The sequence below is a fragment of the Myxococcales bacterium genome (assembly GCA_022563535.1).
Classification (GTDB): Bacteria; Myxococcota_A; UBA9160; order UBA9160; family UBA4427; genus DUBZ01.
Map to the genome: position 1 here is coordinate 18,151 of JADFNE010000030.1, position 23,909 is coordinate 42,059.

Here is a 23,909-nt window from a genome sequence, read left to right on the forward strand (position 1 = left end):
CCGCGAACCATTGCAGCAAGGAACCCCCCGGAAACCATGGCCATTCCCATCGTCATTCCCGACATCGCCTCCCTCAAGAACTACATCGGCAAGCCGCTGGGCCAGAGCGACTGGATCACTGTGACCCAGGAACAGATCCAACACTTCGCCGAGGCGACTGGCGATCACCAGTGGATCCATGTGGACGTCGAGCGCGCAAAGACAGATTCGCCTTTTGGCGGCACCATCGCCCACGGGTACCTGACGCTCTCCCTGACCCCGACGCTGCTGCCACAAATTGTCCGAGTCGAGAACGCGTCGCGCACCATCAACTACGGCATCGACAAATTGCGTCTGCCGGTTCCGGTTCCCGCGGGCGCGCGAGTGCGTCTTTCCGCCGAGATCAAGCACGTCCGCAATGTCCCGGGTGGTGCGGCGCGGGTCACGTTCGCAGTCAAAATCCATCTCGAAAACACGACCAGGCCCTGCTGCACCGCCGACGCGATCTACGTCTACTTTCCGTAGCCGCCAAGCAGCCCCGAAGACTCCCGATCGAAGGTATGCTCACCCGCGATGAAGATCGCATTGGCCCAAGTGAATCCCACCGTCGGCGACCTGGTCGGCAACCGCAGACTCGTCGAGGAAGCGGCCGACAAGGCACGACGTGCGGGCGCAGACCTGGTGGTGTTGCCCGAAATGGTGCTCACCGGATACCCGCCCATGGACCTGCTCGAGCGGGACGGCTTTGTGCGGGATCAACTGCAGGAGCTCGAGAACCTGTTGCCGGCCTCGAACGGGATCGCGATCGCCCTCGGTGCGGTGCTGCGAGAGAACGACGGGCGACCATCCGGCGCAAGCGACCTGGTCAACGCGGGCGTTCTGCTCGAGAACGGCAAGCAGGTCCACATCCAATCCAAGACACTGCTGCCGAGTTACGACGTGTTCGACGAAAAACGCTACTTCGCCCCGTCGCAAAAACGCGAGATCGCTCGGGTCAATGGGACCGCCCTGGGAATTGCGATCTGCGAGGATACCTGGTGCGAACAAATCCCCTACGACATCAATCCCGTCGCAGAGATGGTCAGGGCGGGCGCTTCACTGATCCTCAATCCATCGGCTTCACCCTGGCATGCGGGCAAAGCGGCAGAGCGACGGCAGATGCTGGTCGACCTCGCCAGGAATCACCAGGTCCCCATCGTGTTCGTCAACCAGGTCGGGGGCAACGATGAACTGATCTTCGACGGCGGATCCTTTGTAACCGATGCGAGCGGACGCATCTCGGGCCTGTTGCCGAGCTTTGAGTCGGGCCTTTCCTTTGTCGATATGGAAATGCCCGGCGGTTCGATCAGCGATCCGGTCGACGACGTTGTTGATGACGTAGTAGACGTGGTCGATCTCGACAACGCCGCCCAACTCGAAGCCGGGTTGGTGCTCGGGATCCGCGACTACTTCCACAAACAACAGCTGCCCCCCGGCGCCGTTATCGGACTTTCGGGCGGGATCGACTCCGCCGTCACCGCCCATCTCGCAGTAGAGGCGTTGGGAGCCGATCGAGTGCTTGGGATCGCGATGCCGGGCCCCTACTCGTCAGACCACAGCGTCGATGATGCCCACGCGCTCGGAGAGTTGCTCGGGATCGAAGTGCGCGAGGTGTCGATCGCGACGATCTACGAAGGCTACAGAAGCGTGTTCGCGGGACTCTTCGGCGAACAGGACGACTACGGACTCACCCAGCAGAACATCCAGTCGCGGATTCGCGGGGCCATCTTGATGGCGGTGTCCAATCACGAAGGACGCCTGGTTCTCGCCACTGGAAACAAGAGCGAGCTTTCCGTCGGCTACTGCACTCTCTACGGTGATACGGTCGGGGGATTGTGCGTGCTCGGAGACGTATACAAACACGACGTCTACGCGATCGCGCGCCACGCAAACCGCAAGCAACCGCACATCCCCGCAAACACCATCACCAAACCACCCTCTGCCGAACTCGCCGCAGACCAACTGGACAGCGACGACCTGCCCGATTACGACATCCTCGATTCACTACTCGAACAGTGCATCGAAGGAGAACTGGGAGCGACAAGTGTTCAGATACCCGATGGATGTCCACCGGAAGTCGCTGAGAAAGCAATAAGAAGACTGGATCGCAATGAATACAAACGCAGGCAGGCGCCGCTCGTGCTTCGCACTACAGCGAAGGCTTTCGGTACAGGGCGCCGCATGCCGATTGTTCATCGATATTTGCGGTGAGTCTTTGTCCTGTTGCGGGGCTTTGGGGGTGAGCCTCGGGAGCTTCCTTCTACTGAGCGTGTTGCCATTTGGGCATTGAGGGGAAGGGTCGTTGTGGAGGTGGTAGTTGTTGACGGGTATGGCGGCGGCGCGGACGGAGGTGAATCAAAGTTCGCGAATTGTAGTTTTGTTTATTTTATTTATCTGACGCATTATTAGGTTGACCGGGGCGCTGGTCCTGCTATAGTACAGGCATGGCAGTAATCAAGCAGCTCGAACTCGCTGACTATGTCTTGCAGGAGAGAATGACCTCTGGGCATGGCGGCCCGCGCAAAGGGGCTGGGGCCAAGCGAGTTGGGCGGGGCCAGGAACCTCATCGACAGCGAGTTGGATTTCATAAACTTACTCCGGCCCATGTGACGTTGCGTGTTGTGAAGGGGCTCTCGAACCTTCGGCAACGATCACTCGTAATGGAAGTGCGCAAGACCTTCGCCCAGGGGTGTGAGCGCGGCGACTTTCGGTTGGTTGAGTATTCCATCCAGCACAATCATCTTCACATGATCGTTGAGGCGGAGTCTCAGGATGCCCTCTCTCGGGGCATGAAGTCGATTGCGGCTCGTTTTGCACTGGCTGTGAATCGTGTCTTCAAGCGCACAGGTAAGGTGATTGCAGGGCGTTATCACGTTCAGCTTCTCACTTCGCCCCAGCAGGTGCGCAACGCGCTTCGCTACGTACTTCTCAATATTAGAAAGCACTTCAAACAGCGGAACGGTCATGCGCCGCAGGTGAAGATCGACGAAGCCTCTTCGGGCAGCCAGTTCGACGGCTGGCGCGCAAGCTCAAAGAGCTTGCGAGTGAAGGCATCCACCCAGGAAGAAGATATAGGAGTCGCCAAGGCAGCAAGCTGGCTCCTCAGCAAAGGCTGGCGCAGACGAGGCCTAATCAACCTCTCCGCAATACCTGGCTGAAAACTCTCCCCCCCCCACTATCCCCCGCAATCAATCAATACCTTCAACACCCCGCCTTCCCCTGCCTTCGCCAAAGCATCCTCCGCCTGCTCCAGCCCGTAACGCTCCGCAATCATCGCTTCCACCTCCACACTTCCATCCTCCAACGCCGCAAGCGCCGGGGCGAAGGGTCCGCAGCGCGAGCCCACTACCTGGATTTCGTTGATGACCAGCGGAGAGAGGTCGATTGCTTCGGGGTGTGCAACCGTGCTCTTGAGCACCATGGTACCGCGTGGCCGAGTCGCGGCGATTGCCCGGGCGAAGCCCGCCGAACTGCCCGTGGCTTCTACCACGATGTCGCCCAGCTCGGAACTTGCGTCCCAATCTGCGAGTAGACACGTTGCGATGCCTCGAGCTTCCATCAGTGCGAGTTTCTCGGGATGTTTTCCGATCGTCGTGACCGAGGCTCCGGTCGTCTGCATGACCTGACTGATGAGCAGGCCCAGGCGGCCGTCGCCGAAGACCAATACTCGGTGCTCGGGTCGAAGCTTGACTTGTTCGAGGATTTCGAATGCTGCCGCGAGCGGTTCGGTGAAGACTGCGGCTTCGTCGGGTACCGAGTCTGGAACTCGGTGTAGATTGCCAATCGGCATGGCGATGCGCTCAGCGAAGGCGCCGTCTGCACCCAGAATGCCGATCACGCTTCGGTTGGGGCAGTGGCGCCCAAGGTTCTGGCGACAACTCGCGCAGGTGCCGCACGCGATGTTGATCTCTCCGACCACCCGAGATCCGATCCATTCGGTGGGGCCTTCTTCCACGCACCCCACGAATTCGTGACCCAAAATTCCGCGGTAGTCCATGTATCCGCGAGTGATTTCAAGATCGGTGGCGCAGACGCCGGCGAGACTGACTCGAACGCCGACGCGTCCCGCGAGAACTGGATCGGGCCGCTCGACCACCCGCGCTTGCTCGCCGTCAAAATACAGTGCTCGCATGTGCTTGACCCCGTCGTGGATCTGATCTTGGTCCGCAGCTTTTGCGCTCAGCGTTCGGTCAGCTTCGCAAGCGACGAAGTTTGAGCAGCGCGGGCAGAATCACCAGGTTGGTAAAGACAGTCAGGACCATGCCCCCCGTCAGCAGGATCCCGAGACTCGAAAGCCCGTTGTGGCCGGAAAAGGCGAGAGTTCCGAAGGCGACGGTCGTCGTGAGCGCACTGTAGAAAACAGCCCTCGCGGTGGTCGTACCCATCAACTCGGCGGCATCGTCCTTCAGGTTTTCCGCGCGGTGGACCAGGTGGATGCCGCTATCGACGCCGATGCCGAGCAGCAGGGGGATCACGATCACATTGGCAAACTGAAACGGCAGGTCGAGCACCGCCATCATCGCGCAAATGAGCAGCGAACTGAGGAGGAGCGGCGCGGTGGCGAGCAAGATGGGAGCGGGCCGTCGCCAGAGAAGCCAAAGCAGCGCCCAGATCACCAGGATGGCAGAGATCAGCGCTTGGCGAAATGAATCGCGTATCGCCTTGGCGAACCCAACCAGGTTGACCGCCACTCCGGCCGCTTTTGGATCGATCGTGAGCACGGCATTGACGAACCGGGTGAAGGACGCCTCGGTTTGCATGGTCTCGGCGGGAAAGACTTGAATGCGCGCATGGCCGTCTTCAGTGAGCATCCGCTTCACGAGGCCATAGGGAAGATCCTTCATCGTGATCCCGGTGGTGTTGAGCGATGCGTGCAGTCGCGCAATTTGATCCGGCAAATTGGAAAGCAAGATGTCGTCGAGGCTCGCCAGTGCGTCGTCGGGAGATTCGTCTTGTTCGACCCGCGCCAAAAAGACTTCCAGTCGCTCGTTCAATATGCGCATGCTTTTCGTGAGCGGGCTTTGCTTGTCGGGGAACTCGGTCGAGAGAAAACTGTGCAGATCGCGGATTGCCGCGACCTGCATTTCCACCGAGAAGGGTTTGCTGTCGGTTTCGTCCCCACCGCCCGGCGTCTCCAGCATGAAGGCGATGTCCGAAAGAATTTCGAGCTTCTCTTCCTGATCCTCGGGAATGTAGTCACTCAGGATGATCGTCTGTTCGACCTCGTCGAGGGCCGCAAACTGATCGGCTCGCTCACGAGCGATCTCGAGGTTTGGGGCGACCGAATTGATGAACCAGGGCGATGAGGTCCCCGCCTGGGCGAGCAGATCGTCAAACGCCTGTACCGAAACCGCTGCGGGATTGCGCATGTTGATCACGTTGGGATCGAATCGCAGATAGGGGAACGCGGCCAGCGAGATCAGGCCGGCCAAGCCTCCAAAGATCGCCACTCTCCCGGGCATGCGTTCGAGCGGCGCCCACCAGGGATGTTGAAATCGGAATGATGTATTCGCGACGGACTGCGGACTCACATGCATCACGCTCGTGAGCATCGCGGGGAACAGCGTCATGGTCTGGAATAGAAGGATGAACATACCGCCGCCGGCGATCAGTCCCAACTCGGCGATTCCGAGGTACTGGGTGGGGACGAAGACGAAGAAACCGACGGCCGTTGTCATTGCGCAGATCAAGAGAGAGCTTCCCACGCTCTCGGCCGATCCGCGCATCGCTTCTTCGTGGCTGTGACCCTGCTGCAGCAGGTCGCCGTAGCACATCCCGAGATGAATGCCGAAGTCTACGCCGAGCCCGATGAACAATACCGCGAAGGACATCGAGACGATGTTGAGGTGGCCGATCGCAATCGCGGCGAACGCGCCGGTCCATATCAGGCCCGTGAGCAGTGATACCAGGCAGGCAATGACGATTGGAACCGAGCGCAGTGCAAAGTACAGGACTACCGCCACCACGAAGAAACAGAAGATGCCGCCAATCCCAATCTCCCAGATGATGCCGAACATTTCTTCGTAGTTGAGCGCCGGGTTTCCGGTGATGCGGACGACCACACCCGCTTCGGGATCGAGATCGAGTTCGTCTGCGATTTGGTGAATCATCTCCATGGGGCGAGCAGCAGAAAAGACGTTCTTGAAATCGAGAATGGGATGAACGACCAGGACCCGGCGGGTAACTGACTCGATCGCCGAGCCTTCAAGCAGCATCTCTTCCCAAGAGATGGCGACCGGGAACTCCGTAAAGACCGCAAGGGTCGCGTCGCCGAAACGTTCGAGCACTGAAGGCCAGTTCTCGACCCCCAGGCCTTCGTCGCGGGCGGCCTCGAGGCCCTGGGTCAGCAAGCTGGTCATGTTGGCGAGGCTCGGATCCTGATCCAGAGCGGCGATCAGCGGTTGGACTTGCGCCATCTGGTCCGCAAAATCGTCGAGCTGTTCTGGAGTCTGGTAAAGCAAACCATTGCGCTCGAAGAAGCTTCCCCCTCCCGGCGCGTAGACGTCAGAAAAATAATCTGGAAGTCGACGCATGCGATGCCCGAGCTTGAGGGCCGCCAGCCTGGAGAGCTCCGGTGTCTTGGCGTCGATGACTACGAAGAGGGCGTTTTCGAGGTTTGGAAAGAGACGGGTGAATGCTTCGTGATTGATCCGAGCGGGTAGATCTTCGGAGATGAGGCTCACGGCGTCAGAGTTGATACTCAGGTTTTCGAACGTGTAGCCGAGCAGGACAAGGGTGGTTACGAGGATTGCCACGACGAAACGGCGCGCGTGCCGCATGACGAGCGACACCCAGCGCACGATTTTTTCTGACAGGTAGCCGTCAATTCGGTCTTGTACGCTGATCGATTGTGAATGACGATCACTCACCGCTCTCTCCTGTCACTGCTTTTCGATCATGCGTTTGGGCCTGACGGGCGCCCATGAGGCCCATGAGATAGCAAACCTCGTGATGTGGCGAGCCGGTGATCATCAGACCCGTATATGACGAAGAAACGTTTGCGGGGTGTTCGCGGGGTCAACTCGCAGGCATCACACGAATCATCAGGCGGAGTGCGGGCCCCGCGGCCCCGCGGGGTTCGCGCGTTTCCATCCCCTGATACCCTTTTCTTTCGCGTTTCTCTTTCTGGTATCACGGAGTCTGGGGCTGGAGAATAGGATCCTCGCCATGGCCAAGGCCGATGAATGTCCGACAAATCGGCGCGCCGCACATGAATAACGCGAATCGCCGCGCACTGATCATCCTCCCCACCTACAACGAGAGGGACAATGTCCTCCCCCTGTTCGAGGAGATTCTCTCCGTATCCGATCAGGTCGAGATTCTTGTTGTGGATGACTGCAGTCCCGACGGCACCGGTGACGTCGTTGCCGAAGCGCAGGCCAAAGAGCCCCGGATCCACTTGATCCGGCGCGAGGGCAAGTTGGGGCTCGGCACCGCCTATCTCGCGGGCTTTCTTCGCGGAATCGAAGAAGGCTACGACTATATCTTCACGATGGATGCGGACCGAAGCCACAATCCGCGATATCTGCCGGCGTTGCTCGATTTGCTCGAACACGACGACATGGTGATCGGCTCGAGATACGTGCCCGGTGGTGGGATCGAGAACTGGCCAATCCACCGCCGGGCGCTCTCGAAGTTCGCCAATTTTTACACCCGGACGATGCTGCGAATTTCCGTCAATGACTGTACGTCGGGTTTCCGAGGCTACCGCCGGGAAGTACTGGAAGCCGTTGACCCGTTTCAGGTCAAGTCCAGCGGCTACTCATTTCTATACGAGATGGTTTGGCGCGTCTCTCGCGCCGGCTATCGCATTGGCGAGGTTCCCATCATTTTCGAGCAGCGCATCGCCGGTCATTCAAAGATCAACTCATCTGAAATCTACTTCGCCGCTGTGCGTGTTCTCGTCACTGCATTTTCGCGGCACGGTGTGCCGAAGCGCCCTTCCTGAGTAGTCCCAACCAGGTCTCACCGCCGCCCTGAATCTTTTCCATCATCCGATAGTTCGTCTCGATGTAGAGATTGAGCTTTGGAAAGAGTTGACGAAACGGAGCGAACTCGGGGTACATCACCGGGTTGTACACAATGCATCTGGTTTGCGAGGATTCGAGTGATTCGATGATGCGATGGCCCAGGACGTTGCCGGGGATCGTCAAGTCGTAGCGAGAAACATTGCTTCGACCGGTAAGGAAGTAGACCACTGGCATGTAGGGTGCGACGAAGATGGCTTCGTCATCGGCTGCGCATCGGTTCACAAAGGCTACGGCGTTGCGATACAGCTCGGCTTGACCGGGGCTGACCTGAAGATCGGCCCTTGGAAGTTCGAGCGGGGTCGAGTGCCAACGCGCGATGTCGGCAGAAGCCGCGACCCCGGCGATCGAGCCGGCTACGACCAGGGCGGCAACCCCGCAACGCAGGGCATTGGATCCGATGCCGGCGCGCTGCTTGAGCGCCGCGTCGCAGCGCGCCGCGAGCAGCCCCGCCGCGAGCAGGATCGGGGGCAGGACAAAGGCCAGGTGAGACCAGATCGCGGATGGAAAGATCCCGAGAGAAAAGAGCAGTGCGAAGATCCCCACGACGCGCACATCGCGTCGATCGCGCGCGCTGCTGCTTCCTACCCGAAACCAACCCATGACAAGTGTCATGAACAAGGTTGCGAGCGCAATCCCGTAGGAGAGTCGGATGGCAATGCTCTGCACGGTGGTGTCGACCTGAATGCCGAATAGAGGTTCGCCGTGGTACATCTTGTTGAACAGGTAGGGGGGCGAGTAGAGAAATACGAAGCGCGGGTCTTCGAGGGGATGATATCCGAGCACCGGCGGGATCGGATTATTGAACGATTCCAGCTGATCACCACCCAATTGGATCATGGTGGCGCTGATGAAATCCATCGACGTGCCGGTGGCGACGAAGTAGATGGTGAAGACAAGCGTGATCGCGAGACCCGAACTGGCGATCGGCAGTAAGATGGCGATCCAACCGCGGTCTGCCAATCTAGAGTGGCGGCGGTTCCAGAGCAGGCCGATCAGAACGGCGGCGAACGCGAGCGCGCCGAAGTTCTGTTTGCAAAATACACCCAGTGCGAGAGTTACGCCGAGCCCGATGGCAGACGACATGCGGCCCTTGTCCAGCAGGTCGATCAGCAGGTAGAGGGAAGTCATGCAGAGGGCGAGTGCGAGGGATGAGTAATTGAACATGGCCAGCACGGGGAAGCTCATCGGTATCAATGCGAGATAGAGCGCCGGAGCCACGACCGCCCAGCCGCGGGGCATGATCCTCACACCGGTGAGCCAGAGGCAGACCGCGATCGCGGCATTTACAGCGACCTGGGCCCAGCGGGTCACCAGCAGATCGTCTCCAAAAACCGCAAAGAGCAATGTCGTCAATTGATAGATACCCGGGAAAATTCCGGTATGGAGATCTCGGTAGAGAGCCTTCCCCGAAGCCATCCAGCTGGCGAGGGCCGCCAGATGTCCTTCGTCCATCGGAACAATGCTGCGATCGAAACTCTGGAGTTGCAGCAAAACCGCGAAGACAAGGACTGCGAGGGTGCAGGCACTTTCCTTCGACCAGATATTTCTGCCCCAACTTTGTTTGCTACCGCTGGAATCGAGTGTCGCGTGCGGCCCGCTGGGGGTTCGCATGGGCGCACTCAAGGAGCCACCCCTTCGGCCGCTTTGGTATGGGTGCGCCGCAGATTTTTTCGACAGACGGCCAATAGATCGATATCTGCCGGGTTGGCGGGAGCGATCGGGAAGTCGCCAACGTACGCATTCGGCAACCCGTCGTCGCTGTTCCGGATGCTGCGCCGAACCCAAAGCGCCCCCTTTGCGAAAAGCCACGCGACCCAGGCCTTGGGCAGGAGATTGCGAATTCCGAGCGGGTCGATTCGCATGATTTTGGCGATGCGCTCGAGGCGTGCATCGAAATAGGGTCTGACGGCTTTGGAGAGCCCGACTCCCTGCATCACCACTTCGTCGAAGTACGGCGCGAGGCAAGCGCGCAGCTCTTCGGATTCGTACTCGTGTACGTGATACGGATTGATCTTGTCCGAGGTCAGGATGTTCGGTGTGGTGATGATCGCCGTTCCACCGGGGGCGAGGAGCCGTGCGATCGACTCCAGGTAGACCTGCGGATCGTCGAGATGCTCGATGACCTGAAAACTCACAATGAGATTGAACGAACCCGGCGCAAGGGGATTGGCGCGGAGGTCCGCTCGCACCCAGTCAATGTTGTCACGAGAGTTTTTTGCGTCGTGAGTAATGCGATCGAGTCCGACGACCCGGGGTAGGGCGTCCGCGAGTTCGGCAGTTCCGTAGCCCGAGCCACAACCGAGGTCGAGCACTCGCGGAGTCTCCTCGCGTTTACGGGGGCCGAATCCGACGCTCAAAGCAGCGCCGGGACTGGTTCTGGAATCGGAGTCGGAATTGGCCCCTGAATTTGCCCCTGAATTTGCCCCTGAATTTGCCCCTGAATTTGCATAGTCGAGAGCGTAGAGGTAGGGAGCGCGGTGTCGCGCTAGGTCGACGCCAAACAGCGAACTCCCCGCGTGCAATCTCTCACCGGTAAACGCGACCTGACTCATGCTTCCTCTTCAAACGGTTCATCCTCAGACAGGGTACTGACAGACAACGTTTTCGCATCCCAAGCGGCGTCGTAGACCTCACGGCTGAACTCGCGTGCAAAAACGACACCGATCAGCGCGCGCATCACGATCAACCCCGCCGACATTGCGATGCTACAGGCCAGAAGGTTATCCGCCGTGCCGTACGCCCGAAAGAATTCGACCATCGCGATCTGGCTTGGTCCGATGCCCGCGATCGACGGGAGCATCGCAACCAGGGCCACCGCCGAGAAGCTTACCAGCAAGGCACCAAATGGGACCTCGATTTCAAATGCATACAGCGCCGCCCAGCCCACGAGTTCAAAGCCCATGACGAAGGCGAGACGAAGTACGGCCAACTCCACCAGGTCTCGCGTCGCGATCATACGCGCGGTGTGGAACAACTCGAGATTGCGAATCCGATCGAGGAGACCGAGCGAAAAGGGAGCGCGGAGTAGCGCGAGCCCCCCAGCAATGAACGCAATGACGCCGAGGATCAGGCCCAACTGCAACTCCACTTGCGTTTCCGAGACGAGGGTGACGCCGACGACCACTAGCGAGAGCACCATTCCGAGATCGAACATCATGATCAACATGACGATCCCGGCAGATTTCGCGACGCCAATACCGGCGCGACGACGGAGCAAGAGCGTGAGCGTCGCGGCACCGAGGGCGTAGTGCACGAGTGCCACCAGATAGCTTGCCGCCTTGACCCGTGCTGCAGTGATCAGGCCGAAGTCACTGCGACTCACGTGTGTCAGCCGCCGCAGTGTGATGGCTTCGATGAGGAGGCTCCAGGCGCCGTAAACGATCAGCGCCGCGACGAGGATCGCTGCCGCCCTCAGAGTGAGGTGGGCTCTCACGCCCTCAAAGTCGATGATGCGCGCGAGGTAGACGATCGCCGTGGCGCTGATCGCCGAGGGGATGCCCCATTTTGAAAAATTGTTCTTCACTGCGATTGCCGCGCGTCTTCGATCGTTTCCGCCATTGCGTCCGCCGCGGAGTCCCAGTCGAAGTTCTTCGACCAGGCGAGCGCGCGTTCGGACATCTGGATCGCGAGCGCATCATTGCCGAGTAGTTCGCCGATGCGCGATCGAAAACCGTCCACGTCGCGACTCGCGACCAGGAAGCCGGTTTCACCGTCAAGCACACTGTCCCGCAGTCCGTCCGCGTCGGTTGCCACCACCGGAGTGCCCAGAGCGTTGCTCTCGATGATCGTGAGTCCCCATCCCTCTTTTTCGGAAGGACATACACACACACGAGTCTGCGAAATCAGTTCGTCGCGTTCACGGTCGTCGATGAATCCGGTGAAGCGTGTGCGCTCTTGGATCCCCAGTTCTATCGCGAGTGCTTCGAGGGAATCCCGCGCCGCTCCGCGGCCAATGACGAGGATCTCGAGGTCGGGGAACTGCTCGACCAGTGAAGCGCATGCGCGAAGCATGATGTCGACATTTTTGTACACCTCGAGTCGCCCCAGGTAGGCGACCCGCATTCCGCGTGGCCTCTTGGTGTCGATCTCGGGATGCTGAATTCCACAGTGATCGACGCGGATCCTGTCTGAATCGATTCCCCGCCGAATCAGATCCGAGCGAGTGCTCTCGGAGATGGAAACGAATGGAAGCTGCTTGTAGAAGAAGGGGATCAACCGCTCGGTGATCCAAACGGTAGCGGCCACGGGCCAGGAGACCTGCTGGAATGCGACTTCGCCGAACAGGTGGTGGCATACCACCAACACGGGGACCGCCGAGTAGATGGGCGAATAGAACGGCACCTTGTTCAGGCATTCGACGACGATGTCAAACTCGCCGTTGCGGGTTGCTCGCGCGGTAGTCCAGGCTACGCGGGGGTAATAAAATCGAAGTCGCCCGAGCCGCCAGATCCGTATCCCGTCGATCTCGTCTTCGGTTTTGCAACCGGCAAAACTCGAAGCGGCGAGGGTGACTTCATACCCACGTGCGACGAGTCGACGAAAAACTTCGGCGACGTGGATCTCCGCGCCACCAGCTCTGGGGTTTTGAGGGTCGCGCTCGTTGAGGACGAGTACCCGACAGGGTGACGTCATTGCCAAGCCTAGATGCGACCGAGTGCGTCGCTGATGCGCAGCCACCAGACGATCCAGAAAGCTTCGAATGCGATGTTCAAGCTGAGTTTAGATTCTCCGAGTGTTCGATCTACAAAGAAAAAGGGCAGTTCCTTGATGCGGGCGCCGTGTTTTTCGAATCGATAATTCATCTCGATCTGGAACGCATAACCGTCGGAGCGAATGCTCTCGAAGCCAATCTGTTCGAGCAACTCGCGGCGAACGCAACGGAAACCCCCGGTTAGATCCGTAATCGACAGCCCGGTGACGAGCCGGGCGTACACCCCCGCGAAATAGCTGATCAGGATGCGCTCGATCGGCCAGTTCACCACCGTGATGCCGTTGACGTAACGCGAGCCCATCACGATGTCGTGGTGCTCGATTTCGTCCAACATTTCCGGGATGGTCCCGGGTGGATGCGAAAAATCGGCATCCATCTGGATCACGATCTCCGCGCCGAGTTCCAGCGCCATCGCGATTCCAGCGCGATAGGCGGAACCCAGTCCAGCTTTCTCGGGCCGGTGAAGTACGTGGACTCGGCCCGTCCGCTTTTGCAAGTCGTCAGCGACCTTTCCCGTTCCGTCCGGTGAGTTGTCATCCACGATCAGAACTTCGATCTGATGATCCTGTTCCAGTACTTCCGCAACGATGAGCGGCAAGTTCTCCACTTCGTTGTAGGTTGGGATGACGACGATCACGCTTGACATGAGTGCTCCCGAGAGTGAGCGATAGCTTAGTCCTTTCGCCGGTCGATGCACGGATGAGACGCGCTTGTTCGTGATGTTGCAACGCAACCGCATGGCGATTGCCGGTTGCTTGAACTGCTCTGCGTATGTCTGTCATCTGCGGCCCCTCGACGGCACAGGCGTTCGCTACGCTTCTGCCTCTATCGAAATTCAACTGCGAACGGGTGATCAGTGGACGGTTCCTCACACAGCTCGACGCAGAACGGCAAGACCGAGAGCCGCATCGACGCGCATTGCGCAGCCGTAATCTTCGCTGGGTCGGGGTTGCTCTTCGTAGTCGCGCTCTCGCTCTATCTTGCAGCGGCGCCAACCTTCACGAACGATTTCTGGTTTCACCTGAAGATGGGAGAGGTGTATTGGCTCGAGGGCCTGTGGCCGGATGCTGATCCCATGCTCCATACCGCCCTCGCCAGTGCACCCATCCAACACGAATGGCTCTTCGGCGTGCTGCTCCACGGACTCGAACGAACGACGGGGTTCTTCGGCATTCGAGTCGCCCATGCCCTGGCAGTTCTCGCCATCATTGGATTCGGTTACGCGATCGCGCGGAAAACTTCCGCCAATACTCTGGTCGCATGTCTGATCGCCACGGCCTTCGCGATCCTGGCCTGGACTCGTCTCTATCAACTGCGTCCCGATCTGTTGAGCATCCCCGCAACGCTTGTGACCTGCATGCTGTTCATGGCTTCGTATCGTGTGCCGACCCGGCGTGAGTGGTTTGCGTTTGCATGCATGATGTTGGTCTGGGCGAATTCACACTCGCTCTTCGCACTCGCTCCCCTGCTCCTGTTTGCGGGTCTGCTCGGAACAGGCTTGCGCGCGGGTGCAGAGTGGTATCTGTTCGAAGCGGGCGATCGTCGCACTGCCCTGGCTGCCACGCGCCGTATTGCCTTGGCGCTCATTCTGGCGATCGGTATTTCTGTCTTTGTATCGCTGTTGAATCCTCGCGGGATCGAACAACACCTCACCTTCTTTGCATCCTCGCAAGATGCGGCCATCTGGTCGGTCAAAGATGAATGGTCGCACTTCGATCCATGGGTAGCGTCGAACAACCCGGGTACGGTCAGTCCACTCCTCTTTGGATTGATGGACGGCATTCTGATCGCGTTCGGCTTGACGTCGATTGCGGGAATCTGGGCAATCTTGCGCCGGCGGGCTCGAGCTCTCGAAACATTCGACCCCATCGCGTTCGGTCTCTCGCTCGCGAGCATCGTGGCGATTTTTGTTTCGGTTCGTTTTCTATGGCTGGCGATCTTTCCGATGTTGTTTGTCGGTCGAGCGCTCGGCAGTGCACTTGTGCAGTCGCGCATGCGATCCGACAGCCGGGAGATCGTGTGTTGGATACTTGCCCTTGCGACGCTCGGTTTGGGAATCCAGTTTTACAGGGTCGGGGGCTATCAGACGACCGCCGACAGATTGCCCGATAGCGTTGCTGAGTATTTTTCGACGCCCTATCTCTCGCGGAAATTCCACGTCGCCGGTGTCCAATTTCTTCGCGACGCCGAAGTCGAGGGACGGTTGTTCAACAGCTATGGGATGGGCGGATTTCTCGGGTATTGGTTGTCACCGAAACTCTCGACCTACATAGACAGTCGGACCGAGCACTACCCTCCTGAAGTCGTCACTGAATACACTCGCATCACTCGGATGCGGGAGTTGGGAGGCCGCTTCAGTTATCTCGATACCCTGGACAGCCGGGAAATCGACTTCTTCTTTGGCGTTGGAATGCCGGTCGGGCTTGTGACCCGCGCGGGACCGAGCACGACCGCTCATCTCGAGGGCATGCCCAATTGGGTTCCGGTGTCCCGGTCCCTCAATCACGCGATCTACCTTCGCGATCATTCTCGCAACGACGAAAATTTTGCAAAGATCGAGCGCTACTACGCAGCTCGCGGTATCGCGTTCGACCGCCATCACGGCATCGATGTTGCGGCCACGGTTGCTTCCAACATCGATTGGGCGCTGGCCAACGATTTATTGACCCCTGGCCAGGCCCAGAGGATCACGTTGCGCACGAGCGCTGACCCGGTGGAACGGGCGGCTGCCCTCGAAGCGCTCGCCTGGGTCTATACCCTGGGTGGTTCGTATTCGGCAGCAGGTGGAGTGGAGCGTGAACTCGCGCAGCTGAAGCGAGTTTCAGATTCATCGCTGCGCAGGCAGGTGTACAGCGCCATGAAACTCGATCGACCCGAAGAGGCCAATCGAGCCGCTGCGGAACTCGTCCGCAAGTTTCCCAAAGAGGCGAATGCACGCGTCGTGCAACAGCTCGCGATCGCTTTCGCCGAAGTGTCTCGCTTGACCGCGGGCCGCATGGAGGTCGGGGCGAGAAACGTCGCGCTCGGACGCGTCGCTCAACAGCTTCCATTGCTGACCCCGTTCGAAGCCGGTTTGATCGAATGGGGCATGCCGGGTGAGCCACAGGTTGAAGTTTCTGAAGCGTTGGTGCCAAAATTTCGGCGCTAATTTGCCGACCTCCATTCGAGTCGCAGGCATCCCTCTGGGGGAAATACGTCTTCTCACCTTTCAGCGAAGTTGGTTGCATCAATTTTGGTGGTTCTCGTCATCTTATTTCAATAATCCCGTGTGTGTGCCCGCCGCAACGCTATGATTTTTACACCGCCCCCCTCTAGAAACTCGCTGGTGATGACGATTGTGAGGATCAGACGGAGGTGACGTGATGGGGCGCGAGCTCCGAAAGGTTCATTTGGATGGCACGCTCCATCCAGACTTTCAGAAACTGGCGACCATCCTCGAACGTATTCTGGAGCGACAGACGGGCGGCGCCGCCCTCTGTGTCTACCACCATGGCAAATGCGTCGTGGACCTCTGGGGTGGCTATCTCGATCGCGAAAAAACTCCCTGGCAGCGCGACACGATGGCGTGCAGTTTCTCGACGACGAAGGGTGTGACGTCCACGCTGATTCACATGATGAGTGATCGGGGACTGATCGACTACGACGCCAAGGTTGCCGACTACTGGCCAGAATTTGCCCAAAATGGCAAAGCAGAGATCACCGTTCGCCAGATTCTCACTCACCAGGCTGGCCTCTATCACATCAGGCAGATGATCGACGACGCATCACGCATGCGCGACTGGGGCTACATGGTCAACGCTCTCGAACGCGCGGAACCAATTCATGTACCCGGCGAAAGAACCGGCTACCACGGTCTGACTTTTGGATTCCTGGTCGGTGAGCTTCTGCAGCGCGTCACGGGCAGTTGCTTTTCAGAGCTTGTCCAGCAGGAGATCGTGCGGCCGTTGGGCCTTGACGGAATGTACGTGGGGGCGCCCGAAACCGAGCTGCATCGCGTGGCCGAACTGATCTGGTCCCGGCCGAGCCGAGTGCTTCAAGGATTCCCCCATGACGCCATCCCGACCTGGCTGTCGGAAGCCGGAGAAACGGCCACATCCTTGATGAGCTACGGATTCGGGATGGTTGGGATCGATCTCGATTTTGCGAGTGCCATAGACGCTTTCGCGCCCAAGGGAATTTCCGATTTTTCCTTCAACGACGCCGAATCACTGAAAGCAACGATCCCGGCGGGCAATGGCCTGTTTACGGCTCGATCCCTGGCAAAGATGTACGCCGCGTTGTCTCAGGGCGGAGAGATCGACGGCGTGCGACTGCTCTCGCGTGACACGCTGGCCCGGGCAATCGAACCGCAGCCCGAGGCGGAGGGACGTTCGGTGCTGCCGATCAACATGGGCTGGAGCCTGGGATATCACGGCGTGCCGACAACCCATGGCTTTCCCAAGCGGGCGTTTGGACACTTTGGTTTCGGCGGCTCGGGAGCCTGGGCAGATCCGGTTCGCGAGCTTTCGGTCGCCTTGACGGTCAATTGTGGGACCGGCACGCCGCTCGGCGATCTCCGCATCGTGCGGTTGGGAGGGGCGGCGCTGGCAGCAGCCAGCCGCCGCGACGGCCAATACGTTTCACCGGTCGTGCAACAACTCGACGCATCGTGGTCAAGGGCGCGCTCCTGGTTCGATCGCCGAAGCGCCGCCAGCTTCTACTGAGCTTCCGCTCCGCACGCCCACATGCCTGGACTCGCGTTGGCAGCGGAATCGCCGTGGTTCTACTCTCCGCGCCACAAGGAGATGCGATTTCGATGTCGATCCAAGTCGAACCGAAGTGGCGGGCGCTCTGATGGATCCAAGAACTCCCTGCATCGTCGGCGTCGCGCAAACGACCTATCGCGATGTCGATCGAGACGCCCCCGAGCCGTTGCAAATCTGGGCGGCCATGGCCAAGCAAGCCGCCGAAGACAGCGGTGGCCATGACATATTGAGTTCGGTGGATTCGCTTCACGTCGTCTACCCAATGAGTTGGCAATACGACGATGCGCCAGCTCGACTGGCCGCGCAGCTGGGTCTCAAAGATGGCTTGCGCTTCTATTCGGGGATCAGCGGCACGACTTCGCAACAGTTCGTCAATACTGCAGCCCGGAACATCCTTGCCGGCCACAGCGAGATGGCCCTCATCACCAGCGGTGAAGCGCTCGCGACAAAGAGGCGCCTGAAGCAGCGCGGACACGAGCCCGATTGGAGCCATCGTCTCAGCGAAGAGCGACCCCTGCCCTTCAATGATCCCATCCATCCCGCGGAATTGGCGCATCATGTTTTTAAGCCCTATGTGAGTTATGCGATCTTCGACGTAGCGCGGCGAGCGCATCTGGGGCTGAGTCCGGACGAAAACCGCCAGCGCGACGGCGAAGTGCTTGCACGCTTGACGGGCATTGCGTCGAACAATCCCAATGCCTGGTTTCCGATCGTGCAGTCCGCCCGGGAACTGATCGAGGTTTCGCCGCAGAACCGGATGGTTTCGTATCCCTACACGAAGAACATGGCTTCGATCATGGACGTCGACATGGGCGGTGCGATTCTAGTCACCAGTTATGGCAAGGCGGACGCGTTGGGAATTCCAGTCGATCGTCGGGTTGCGCTGCGAGGCTTTTGTGCGGCGCAAGATCCCGCCTACGTGGCACAACGCGACGAGATGTGGCGCTCCCATTCGATGGCGGAGGCCTCGGCGGAAGCGCTTCGATGTGCGGGGATCGCGGTGGACGACGTCGCACACCTGGATCTCTACAGTTGCTTTGCGAGTTCGGTAAATTTTGCCCTCGATGCCCTGGAAATCTCCGAGCAGGACACGCGTCCGTTGACGGTGACCGGTGGCTTGCCGTACTTCGGGGGCGCGGGGAACGGTTACACGACGCATTCGATCGTCTCGATGGTCGAGAAGTTGCGCGAAAAACCGGCCGAGTATGGCCTGGTGAGCGGGGTGGGGATGCATATGCAGAACCACGTGTTCGGCATCTATTCGGGGACCCCCGGCCCCTTGGAGTTACCCGATGAAGACGCCGTCCAGGCCCGGGTCAACCAGGCAAAGGTTCGCGTGATTGAAAACCGGGCAACCGGAGCGGCCAACGTCGTGGCCTACTGTGTTGTTCACGATCGAGAGGGTCCGAGCCATGGTGTCGCGGTTTGTGACCTGCCGGACGGGGCGCGCTGTTACGCAAATGTTTCGGATTTGGACATCATGGCGAGCATGCAACAAGAAGAATGGGTCGGACGCCCGGTCGAGTTGATCCCGGGAGACGGAGAGGTCAATCTGCTGACTGCGTAGTTGTTGTAGTTGTTCTAGTTGTTGGTTTTGTAGCAGTCGTGCCGACGTTCTTTTCCAAAAAGGCCGCTACCGGCTGATCGCCCGACCATGCTGGCATCCAATTCGGCATGACTCCGCTGGTTTCGAATAGAAGCCTTCCCTGGCGGTCAATCACGCGGATCTTGATCGCGGCGTGATTTTTCTTTTCCGCCAGATAATCGTCTTTGGGCACGACGATGTATGCGATGCGCTCTCCATCGGGCGACCAGACTGGATCGAGATCCGCGTCCGTCGAATTCTTGGTGAGATTCACTGGCGGTGTTCTACCGACGAGATCGGCGAGAAACAGGTCGGGCGATCCATCGCGATCGGATACGAACGCAATCTCGTCCCGAACCGGAGATGGCGCCGCCGAGAAATCGTCTGATCGGGGATGGCTCGCCAAACGACTGGCTCCCGATCTTTCTCCGAGGCCAATCACCATGACATCGCGCGGACGCGATTCGTTGACGCGAACGGTGAACACCACCCTCTGGTTGTCTCGCGTAAACCTTGGCTTTTCGTAGGTACCGTGAGGAATTCGCCTGATGGGTTGGGGAGGCTGACCCGGGCCCAATATCCAGAGCTTGTCATTGCGCGGTTTGCCGTACTCTGTGCCGTGCGCCACGATCTTGGCGCCGTCGCTCGAGTATGCGAGGTATTGCATACGATGCTGGATCGACTCGACCTTGGCGATGACGACCCGGGTCGCTCGCTCGAGATTCACGATCACGGTGCCCGAGTCTGTAATGAACTTCTCATCGGAGGAAGGAATTCGGAACGTGTGGGCGATCGACTTGCCGTCGGGTGCCCAGACGTGGGTGCGTTGAACGAAGTCGGGAGTTGGTCCAATGCCACTCTCTTTGCCGGTCTCGATGTCGAGAGTTTTGATGATCGACTTCATGGTGCCGACGGTGTTGCGGGCGATGAACGCGATACGCTTTGCATTCCCGGACCAGGCCGGCCAGCGCTCCTCCTGATCTCGAGTCGCGCTAACTCGCTGCAGCGCTTTGTCCGCCAGCCGCGCCCGCCAGATTTCCATTCCGGTTTCGTTCGACACGACGAACACGAGTCCCTCGGACTCGCTGCCAGCGATCATGTCGGAAGCCCTGGCCGTCGAGGCGATCCAGGCGCTGGCGATGCTTGCAGCCGCGATGATCAAGATTGTCTGGGGGGAATGTCGTCGATTCATGGGTTCGTCTCCGTACGCGCCCCGGTCCGTTGCCCCGGTGCACCGCTCGGGCGCGGCACACTGTAGACGATGTGGGAATTGAAGGGTGGGGCTGTGGCTACGGCGAGCCATGGCTGGGAGGACGCTGGGAGGACCTCGTTGCCAATCTCACGACCGCTAAAACACCCAATTATTTGAGGGATTGATTCCCTAGATTTTGTTCGATTTTACTGCAGCCGCAGACCGGAAATCACTCAAGCCCATAGGTCATTACACCGAAAGTTGCACCAGTGCGCGGGATGCGGGCGTGTTGATTGGCGCTGATTCGAATGTCGCCGTTGTCACAGTTGAAGCTGATCTTGCTGACGTTGTAGCCGTAGTTCCCGTAGCTGCCCTGTTGATCTGAATGGCCCGGTACCCGCGCACGCCAACGTCCGTTCTTGCTTCGTCCCTATCGAACGTCTATCGAACGCTGCCCCCTGTAACAGCGTTCCCTAGAGATTGAAAAAGAGGGGAGAGGGCGATCAGTAGGGCGTCTACATCTTCCTCGGCGGGTCTGCCATTGAGTCATGTTGACACCCAATGTTCTGCTCATCGTCAGCAACAAATACCCCAAATCGCCCCCTCCAGGCTTGCACACTCGCGGTCGTCCGACCTCGTTGCACCGCGCTTCTCAACGCCTTGCGGGTCTGTCCACCCGCGTCGGTTCAGTATCAACTTGGGCTTCAATTGCTCTTCGAATCTTGTGTAATCAGCGGGATCCGAGTCCATTGCTACCTTCGCGTGAGCTTCTGCTGCAAATTCAGATTGTCGTTGAAGCGGTGCTATTCCGAACGACTTTGCCTTTTACCTCCTTAAACTCTCCAATCTGGTTTGTCTGGTTAGAGTTGATTCCAGGTAGAGCAATCTGCGTGCCAACTTGAAACCAGACAGCCTTGGAGCTTGGAAGGCGATTGACGGATTTAAGAACGCGCTTTCTCTTTGTCGGAAAGTGTGTTCTTAATGGAGGAAATTGTTTTCCTTGAATGGAAATCTGATCCATACAAACGGGCCTAAAACGCAACGTTTTTATCGATGAAAGAGCAGCCGATCGAAGAAAGCCCGATTCGACGCGACAATTCGATACCCGAGCTCGACAAACCAAATCATTGGCTGTAGCGAAAAAAACACAGAAGTGCGCCGCCAACCCAGTCCGGAGAGGACGTAGAGAGACGCCCGTCCAGCGCGCAGCACCCGACCGTCAGCGCACAGGACATGCACTTCACGCTCGCAGGCCGCGGCGAGTTCCGGGGTCATCGGGGGATTGGCTACTGCCTGAAAGGGCTGCGGATCGAAGCGCTCGCCGTGGTCATGCCGCCTGATCCAGGCGACTAGGCGACCTCAAAATCCGCAGTCACCGTCCCAGAGAACGAGTTCTCGCGCCATTGCTGCCAGTTCCTCAATGTTGTGGTCTTCACCGTCATCGCACTGGGTGTGTCGTCTCGCCGAGTTTTAGAACCCGTATCACTCTTCAGCACCCGGTCCTAGCGGCTGCCCATAACTAAACTCGACGATGTTTCCATCTGGGTCACGAATACCGCAGTAGTACCCGACCGGGTAGGGCTCTCTGTATGGCGGCCAGACTAGGCGGCCCTCGGACTTTGCATGGGAAGCCAGTTCATCGACGCGTTCGCAGCTTTCCACCGCGAATCCCAGATGACCGAAATCTTCGGCCGCCTGGGGTGAGCTCTTGCCTCCATCGATCACCACGATGATGAACTCGCGCTCCTTGCCCGGTTCGCTGAGCCAGACGACGCGCGAGTGGTCGTCCCCTCGTTGATGGCAAACTGACATCCCGCAGTAGCGCTCATAGAACGAGATGCAGGCTTCGAAATCGTTCACGTGCAATGCGATGTGGGTCAAGGCTGTACTCACGTCGAGTCTCCTTCACCTCGCCAGGAAGGTCACGATCGCAGCGAGATCGTTTTCCAGATACGGAAGGGCGATCATCGCGCGGGTGTCACGCTTTGGCGTGTATCCTTCGGGGTACTCGTTGCGCATGACTCTCGCTTCGATGAGTGCGAGGGACGATCCCGCGATCGCGGGCCCGATCCCCCCGTCCATCGATGGATCGGGATTGTGGCAGGCGATGCAATTGGCCGAGTAGACCGCCTGGCCTCGGCTCCTGAGGGCTGCGGGATCGTCGGGTGCTGGTTCCGCTGGTGTCTCGGGATCGCCAGCTGTAGGAGGCGTGGTCGGGGTCTGCTCAGGGGTCTGCCCAGGGGGTTGTTCAGAGGGTTGCGAAGCAGGCTTGCCAACAGGCGCCTTCTCGGACTCCGAGCATGCGAAAAGGGCGATGACCGCGATCGCGAGAGCCATTCGAAGCAGCACATTCATGGAAATAGAAACCCCTGGGCGAGATGCCGTGTGCATCGTTGTTTTCGAATTGTCGTTTACAGAATCATTGTTTACGGAACCGCTCGGTCTAGAACTTAGCCAGCCGGCTGTTCGCGCGCCTGAACTCAGTGCTCGTTCCAAAAACGATAGACCGTGGTCTGGTCATAGAAGCTTCCGGGGGCGAGCTCTGGACTGGGAAAGTGGCGATGATTCGCCGCGTTCGGAAAATTCTGGGGACATAGACAAAGACTGAGTTTGCGCTCTTCCGATCCTGGCGCCGCGCTGGTCTCGAAGCGAATGCCGGGCTGAGTGGTCGCAAGTTCGACGTTGCGTCCAGATCCGGGGTCCCTGAGCCGAGCGACCGCGCGCATGCTCGAGCTGGGTCGGCGCAACACGTAGCAATCATCGTAGTCACCGCGCGGGCGGTTCGATGCCCGATTCTCCGCTCCAACTTCTCTCGCCGACCGGAAGTCCATCGAGCTCCCTGCGACCGGCAGGAAATGGCCCGTTGGAATTCCCTCTCGATCGACCTCGACAATCTCGTCTGCGGCAATCGAGAGTTCGTGGCCGAGAACCGAGCTGCGGCCACCATCGCGCAGATTGAAGTAGATCTGGCTCGCGAGATCGACGACGGTCCGCGCATCGGTGGTGGCCCGATGCGTTACCCGAAGGCTGCCGGCCTGATCGAGCCGATACTCGACGCTGCATTCGAGCTTGCCGGGGTATCCGTCTTCACCCTCCGGACTGCTGTAATGGAAGCGCACACCCTCGCTCAGCGCTTCGCCCCACCACACCGGGCAATTCAAACCCGCCGCGTTTCTGTGCAGTTTGTGCGGAGCCCCGGGTCCATCCAGCACGCGCAGTTCGAGCTGCGCCCGAGGCGGTCTGTCTCCGACGCGTCCGGCGTAACGGCCCAGGGTAATGCTCTGGGGATGGGTAGCTTCGAGGTAGGGGGCGAGATTGTCGAACCCCGGGACGATGGGTCCAGCTCTGCCTTTGCGATCGGGTGTTTCAATCGAGACGACTGCGGCGCCCAGTTCCATGACGCTTACCGAAACCCCAGCGCTGCTCTCGAGACGAAAGACATGGATCGGAACCCCAGTGGGGGTCGTGCCAAAATACATTCGCCGCATCGGCTGCCCCTCTCGATACCCGCGGTTCGGGTGAGCCCTGAATATCACCTGCGCATTCTCGCAAAGCAAGGAATTCGTGAATTCTCTTGGCGCTGATCTGCCCCCGCGGTGGGACTTTTCCGAATCATTCGGGTTAAGCT

19 protein-coding genes are annotated in these 23,909 nt (G+C 59.2%); 7 read left to right on the forward strand and 12 right to left on the reverse strand.

Annotated features, from left to right (window positions below; genetic code table 11):
* Positions 1–36: 36 nt before the first annotated feature.
* From IH881_11125 to IH881_11135, 3 genes are all read left to right on the forward strand, one after another.
* Positions 37–504 (forward strand): MaoC family dehydratase, encoded by a 468-nt coding sequence (locus IH881_11125; protein ID MCH7868238.1) that lies wholly within the window; start codon positions 37–39, stop codon positions 502–504.
* A 48-nt stretch (positions 505–552) separates the two neighbouring features.
* On the forward strand, positions 553–2,229 hold the full coding sequence (locus IH881_11130; GenBank protein ID MCH7868239.1) for an NAD+ synthase: 1,677 nt from the start codon (positions 553–555) through the stop codon (positions 2,227–2,229).
* A gap of 233 nt (positions 2,230–2,462) precedes the next feature.
* The gene (locus IH881_11135) at positions 2,463–3,176 is read left to right on the forward strand and encodes a transposase (protein MCH7868240.1); all 714 of its coding nucleotides are present in this window, start codon (positions 2,463–2,465) and stop codon (positions 3,174–3,176) included.
* A 17-nt stretch (positions 3,177–3,193) separates the two neighbouring features.
* On the opposite strand, the gene IH881_11140 is transcribed toward IH881_11135, so the two are convergent.
* Both IH881_11140 and IH881_11145 read right to left on the reverse strand, forming a co-directional pair.
* Positions 3,194–4,150, reverse strand: a complete 957-nt coding sequence (locus tag IH881_11140; GenBank protein ID MCH7868241.1) for an alcohol dehydrogenase catalytic domain-containing protein — start codon at positions 4,148–4,150, stop codon at positions 3,194–3,196.
* 58 nt (positions 4,151–4,208) lie between these two features.
* Positions 4,209–6,887, reverse strand: coding sequence for an MMPL family transporter (locus tag IH881_11145; protein ID MCH7868242.1), 2,679 nt, complete (start codon positions 6,885–6,887; stop codon positions 4,209–4,211).
* 341 nt (positions 6,888–7,228) lie between these two features.
* On the opposite strand from IH881_11145, the gene IH881_11150 reads away from it, so the two are divergent.
* Positions 7,229–7,966: a polyprenol monophosphomannose synthase gene (locus IH881_11150; GenBank protein ID MCH7868243.1), complete on the forward strand. Its 738-nt coding sequence runs from the start codon at positions 7,229–7,231 to the stop codon at positions 7,964–7,966.
* On the opposite strand, the gene IH881_11155 is transcribed toward IH881_11150, so the two are convergent.
* From IH881_11155 to IH881_11175, 5 genes are read right to left on the reverse strand one after another with little or no spacing between them, the layout of a single operon-like run.
* On the reverse strand, positions 7,923–9,659 hold the full coding sequence (locus IH881_11155; protein ID MCH7868244.1) for a glycosyltransferase family 39 protein: 1,737 nt from the start codon (positions 9,657–9,659) through the stop codon (positions 7,923–7,925). The two genes, IH881_11150 and IH881_11155, sit on opposite strands and share 44 nt — an antisense overlap.
* Positions 9,660–9,667: 8 nt before the next feature.
* A complete protein-coding gene (locus IH881_11160) occupies positions 9,668–10,600 on the reverse strand; it encodes a class I SAM-dependent methyltransferase (GenBank protein ID MCH7868245.1) in 933 nt (310 codons plus the stop codon).
* Positions 10,597–11,571, reverse strand: a complete 975-nt coding sequence (locus IH881_11165) for a flippase-like domain-containing protein (GenBank protein ID MCH7868246.1) — start codon at positions 11,569–11,571, stop codon at positions 10,597–10,599. Before IH881_11165 ends, IH881_11160 begins: the two co-directional genes overlap by 4 nt.
* A complete protein-coding gene (locus IH881_11170; GenBank protein ID MCH7868247.1) occupies positions 11,568–12,680 on the reverse strand; it encodes a glycosyltransferase family 4 protein in 1,113 nt (370 codons plus the stop codon). The genes IH881_11165 and IH881_11170 overlap by 4 nt, the downstream gene beginning before the upstream one ends.
* Positions 12,681–12,688: 8 nt before the next feature.
* Positions 12,689–13,405 carry a polyprenol monophosphomannose synthase gene (locus tag IH881_11175; GenBank protein MCH7868248.1) on the reverse strand — a complete coding sequence of 239 codons (717 nt, stop codon included), beginning with the start codon at positions 13,403–13,405 and terminating at the stop codon, positions 12,689–12,691.
* A gap of 210 nt (positions 13,406–13,615) precedes the next feature.
* Here IH881_11175 and IH881_11180 point away from each other — a divergent pair, with 210 nt between their 5' ends.
* From IH881_11180 to IH881_11190, 3 genes are all read left to right on the forward strand, one after another.
* Positions 13,616–15,907, forward strand: coding sequence for a hypothetical protein (locus tag IH881_11180; GenBank protein ID MCH7868249.1), 2,292 nt, complete (start codon positions 13,616–13,618; stop codon positions 15,905–15,907).
* A gap of 214 nt (positions 15,908–16,121) precedes the next feature.
* Positions 16,122–17,462: a beta-lactamase family protein gene (locus IH881_11185; GenBank protein ID MCH7868250.1), complete on the forward strand. Its 1,341-nt coding sequence runs from the start codon at positions 16,122–16,124 to the stop codon at positions 17,460–17,462.
* Between the two features lie 130 nt (positions 17,463–17,592).
* Positions 17,593–19,071, forward strand: a complete 1,479-nt coding sequence (locus IH881_11190) for an acetyl-CoA synthetase (GenBank protein MCH7868251.1) — start codon at positions 17,593–17,595, stop codon at positions 19,069–19,071.
* On the opposite strand, the gene IH881_11195 is transcribed toward IH881_11190, so the two are convergent.
* The 5 genes from IH881_11195 to IH881_11215 all read right to left on the reverse strand — a co-directional run bounded on the left by IH881_11195 (position 19,052) and on the right by IH881_11215 (position 23,769).
* A complete protein-coding gene (locus IH881_11195) occupies positions 19,052–20,281 on the reverse strand; it encodes a PD40 domain-containing protein (protein ID MCH7868252.1) in 1,230 nt (409 codons plus the stop codon). The two genes, IH881_11190 and IH881_11195, sit on opposite strands and share 20 nt — an antisense overlap.
* Positions 20,282–21,328: 1,047 nt before the next feature.
* Positions 21,329–21,622, reverse strand: a complete 294-nt coding sequence (locus IH881_11200; protein MCH7868253.1) for a DUF393 domain-containing protein — start codon at positions 21,620–21,622, stop codon at positions 21,329–21,331.
* Positions 21,623–21,763: 141 nt separating this feature from the next.
* Positions 21,764–22,174 carry a VOC family protein gene (locus IH881_11205; protein MCH7868254.1) on the reverse strand — a complete coding sequence of 137 codons (411 nt, stop codon included), beginning with the start codon at positions 22,172–22,174 and terminating at the stop codon, positions 21,764–21,766.
* 12 nt (positions 22,175–22,186) lie between these two features.
* Positions 22,187–22,636 (reverse strand): hypothetical protein, encoded by a 450-nt coding sequence (locus tag IH881_11210; GenBank protein ID MCH7868255.1) that lies wholly within the window; start codon positions 22,634–22,636, stop codon positions 22,187–22,189.
* Positions 22,637–22,761: 125 nt separating this feature from the next.
* The gene (locus tag IH881_11215) at positions 22,762–23,769 is read right to left on the reverse strand and encodes a galactose mutarotase (GenBank protein ID MCH7868256.1); all 1,008 of its coding nucleotides are present in this window, start codon (positions 23,767–23,769) and stop codon (positions 22,762–22,764) included.
* Positions 23,770–23,909 lie beyond the last annotated feature (140 nt).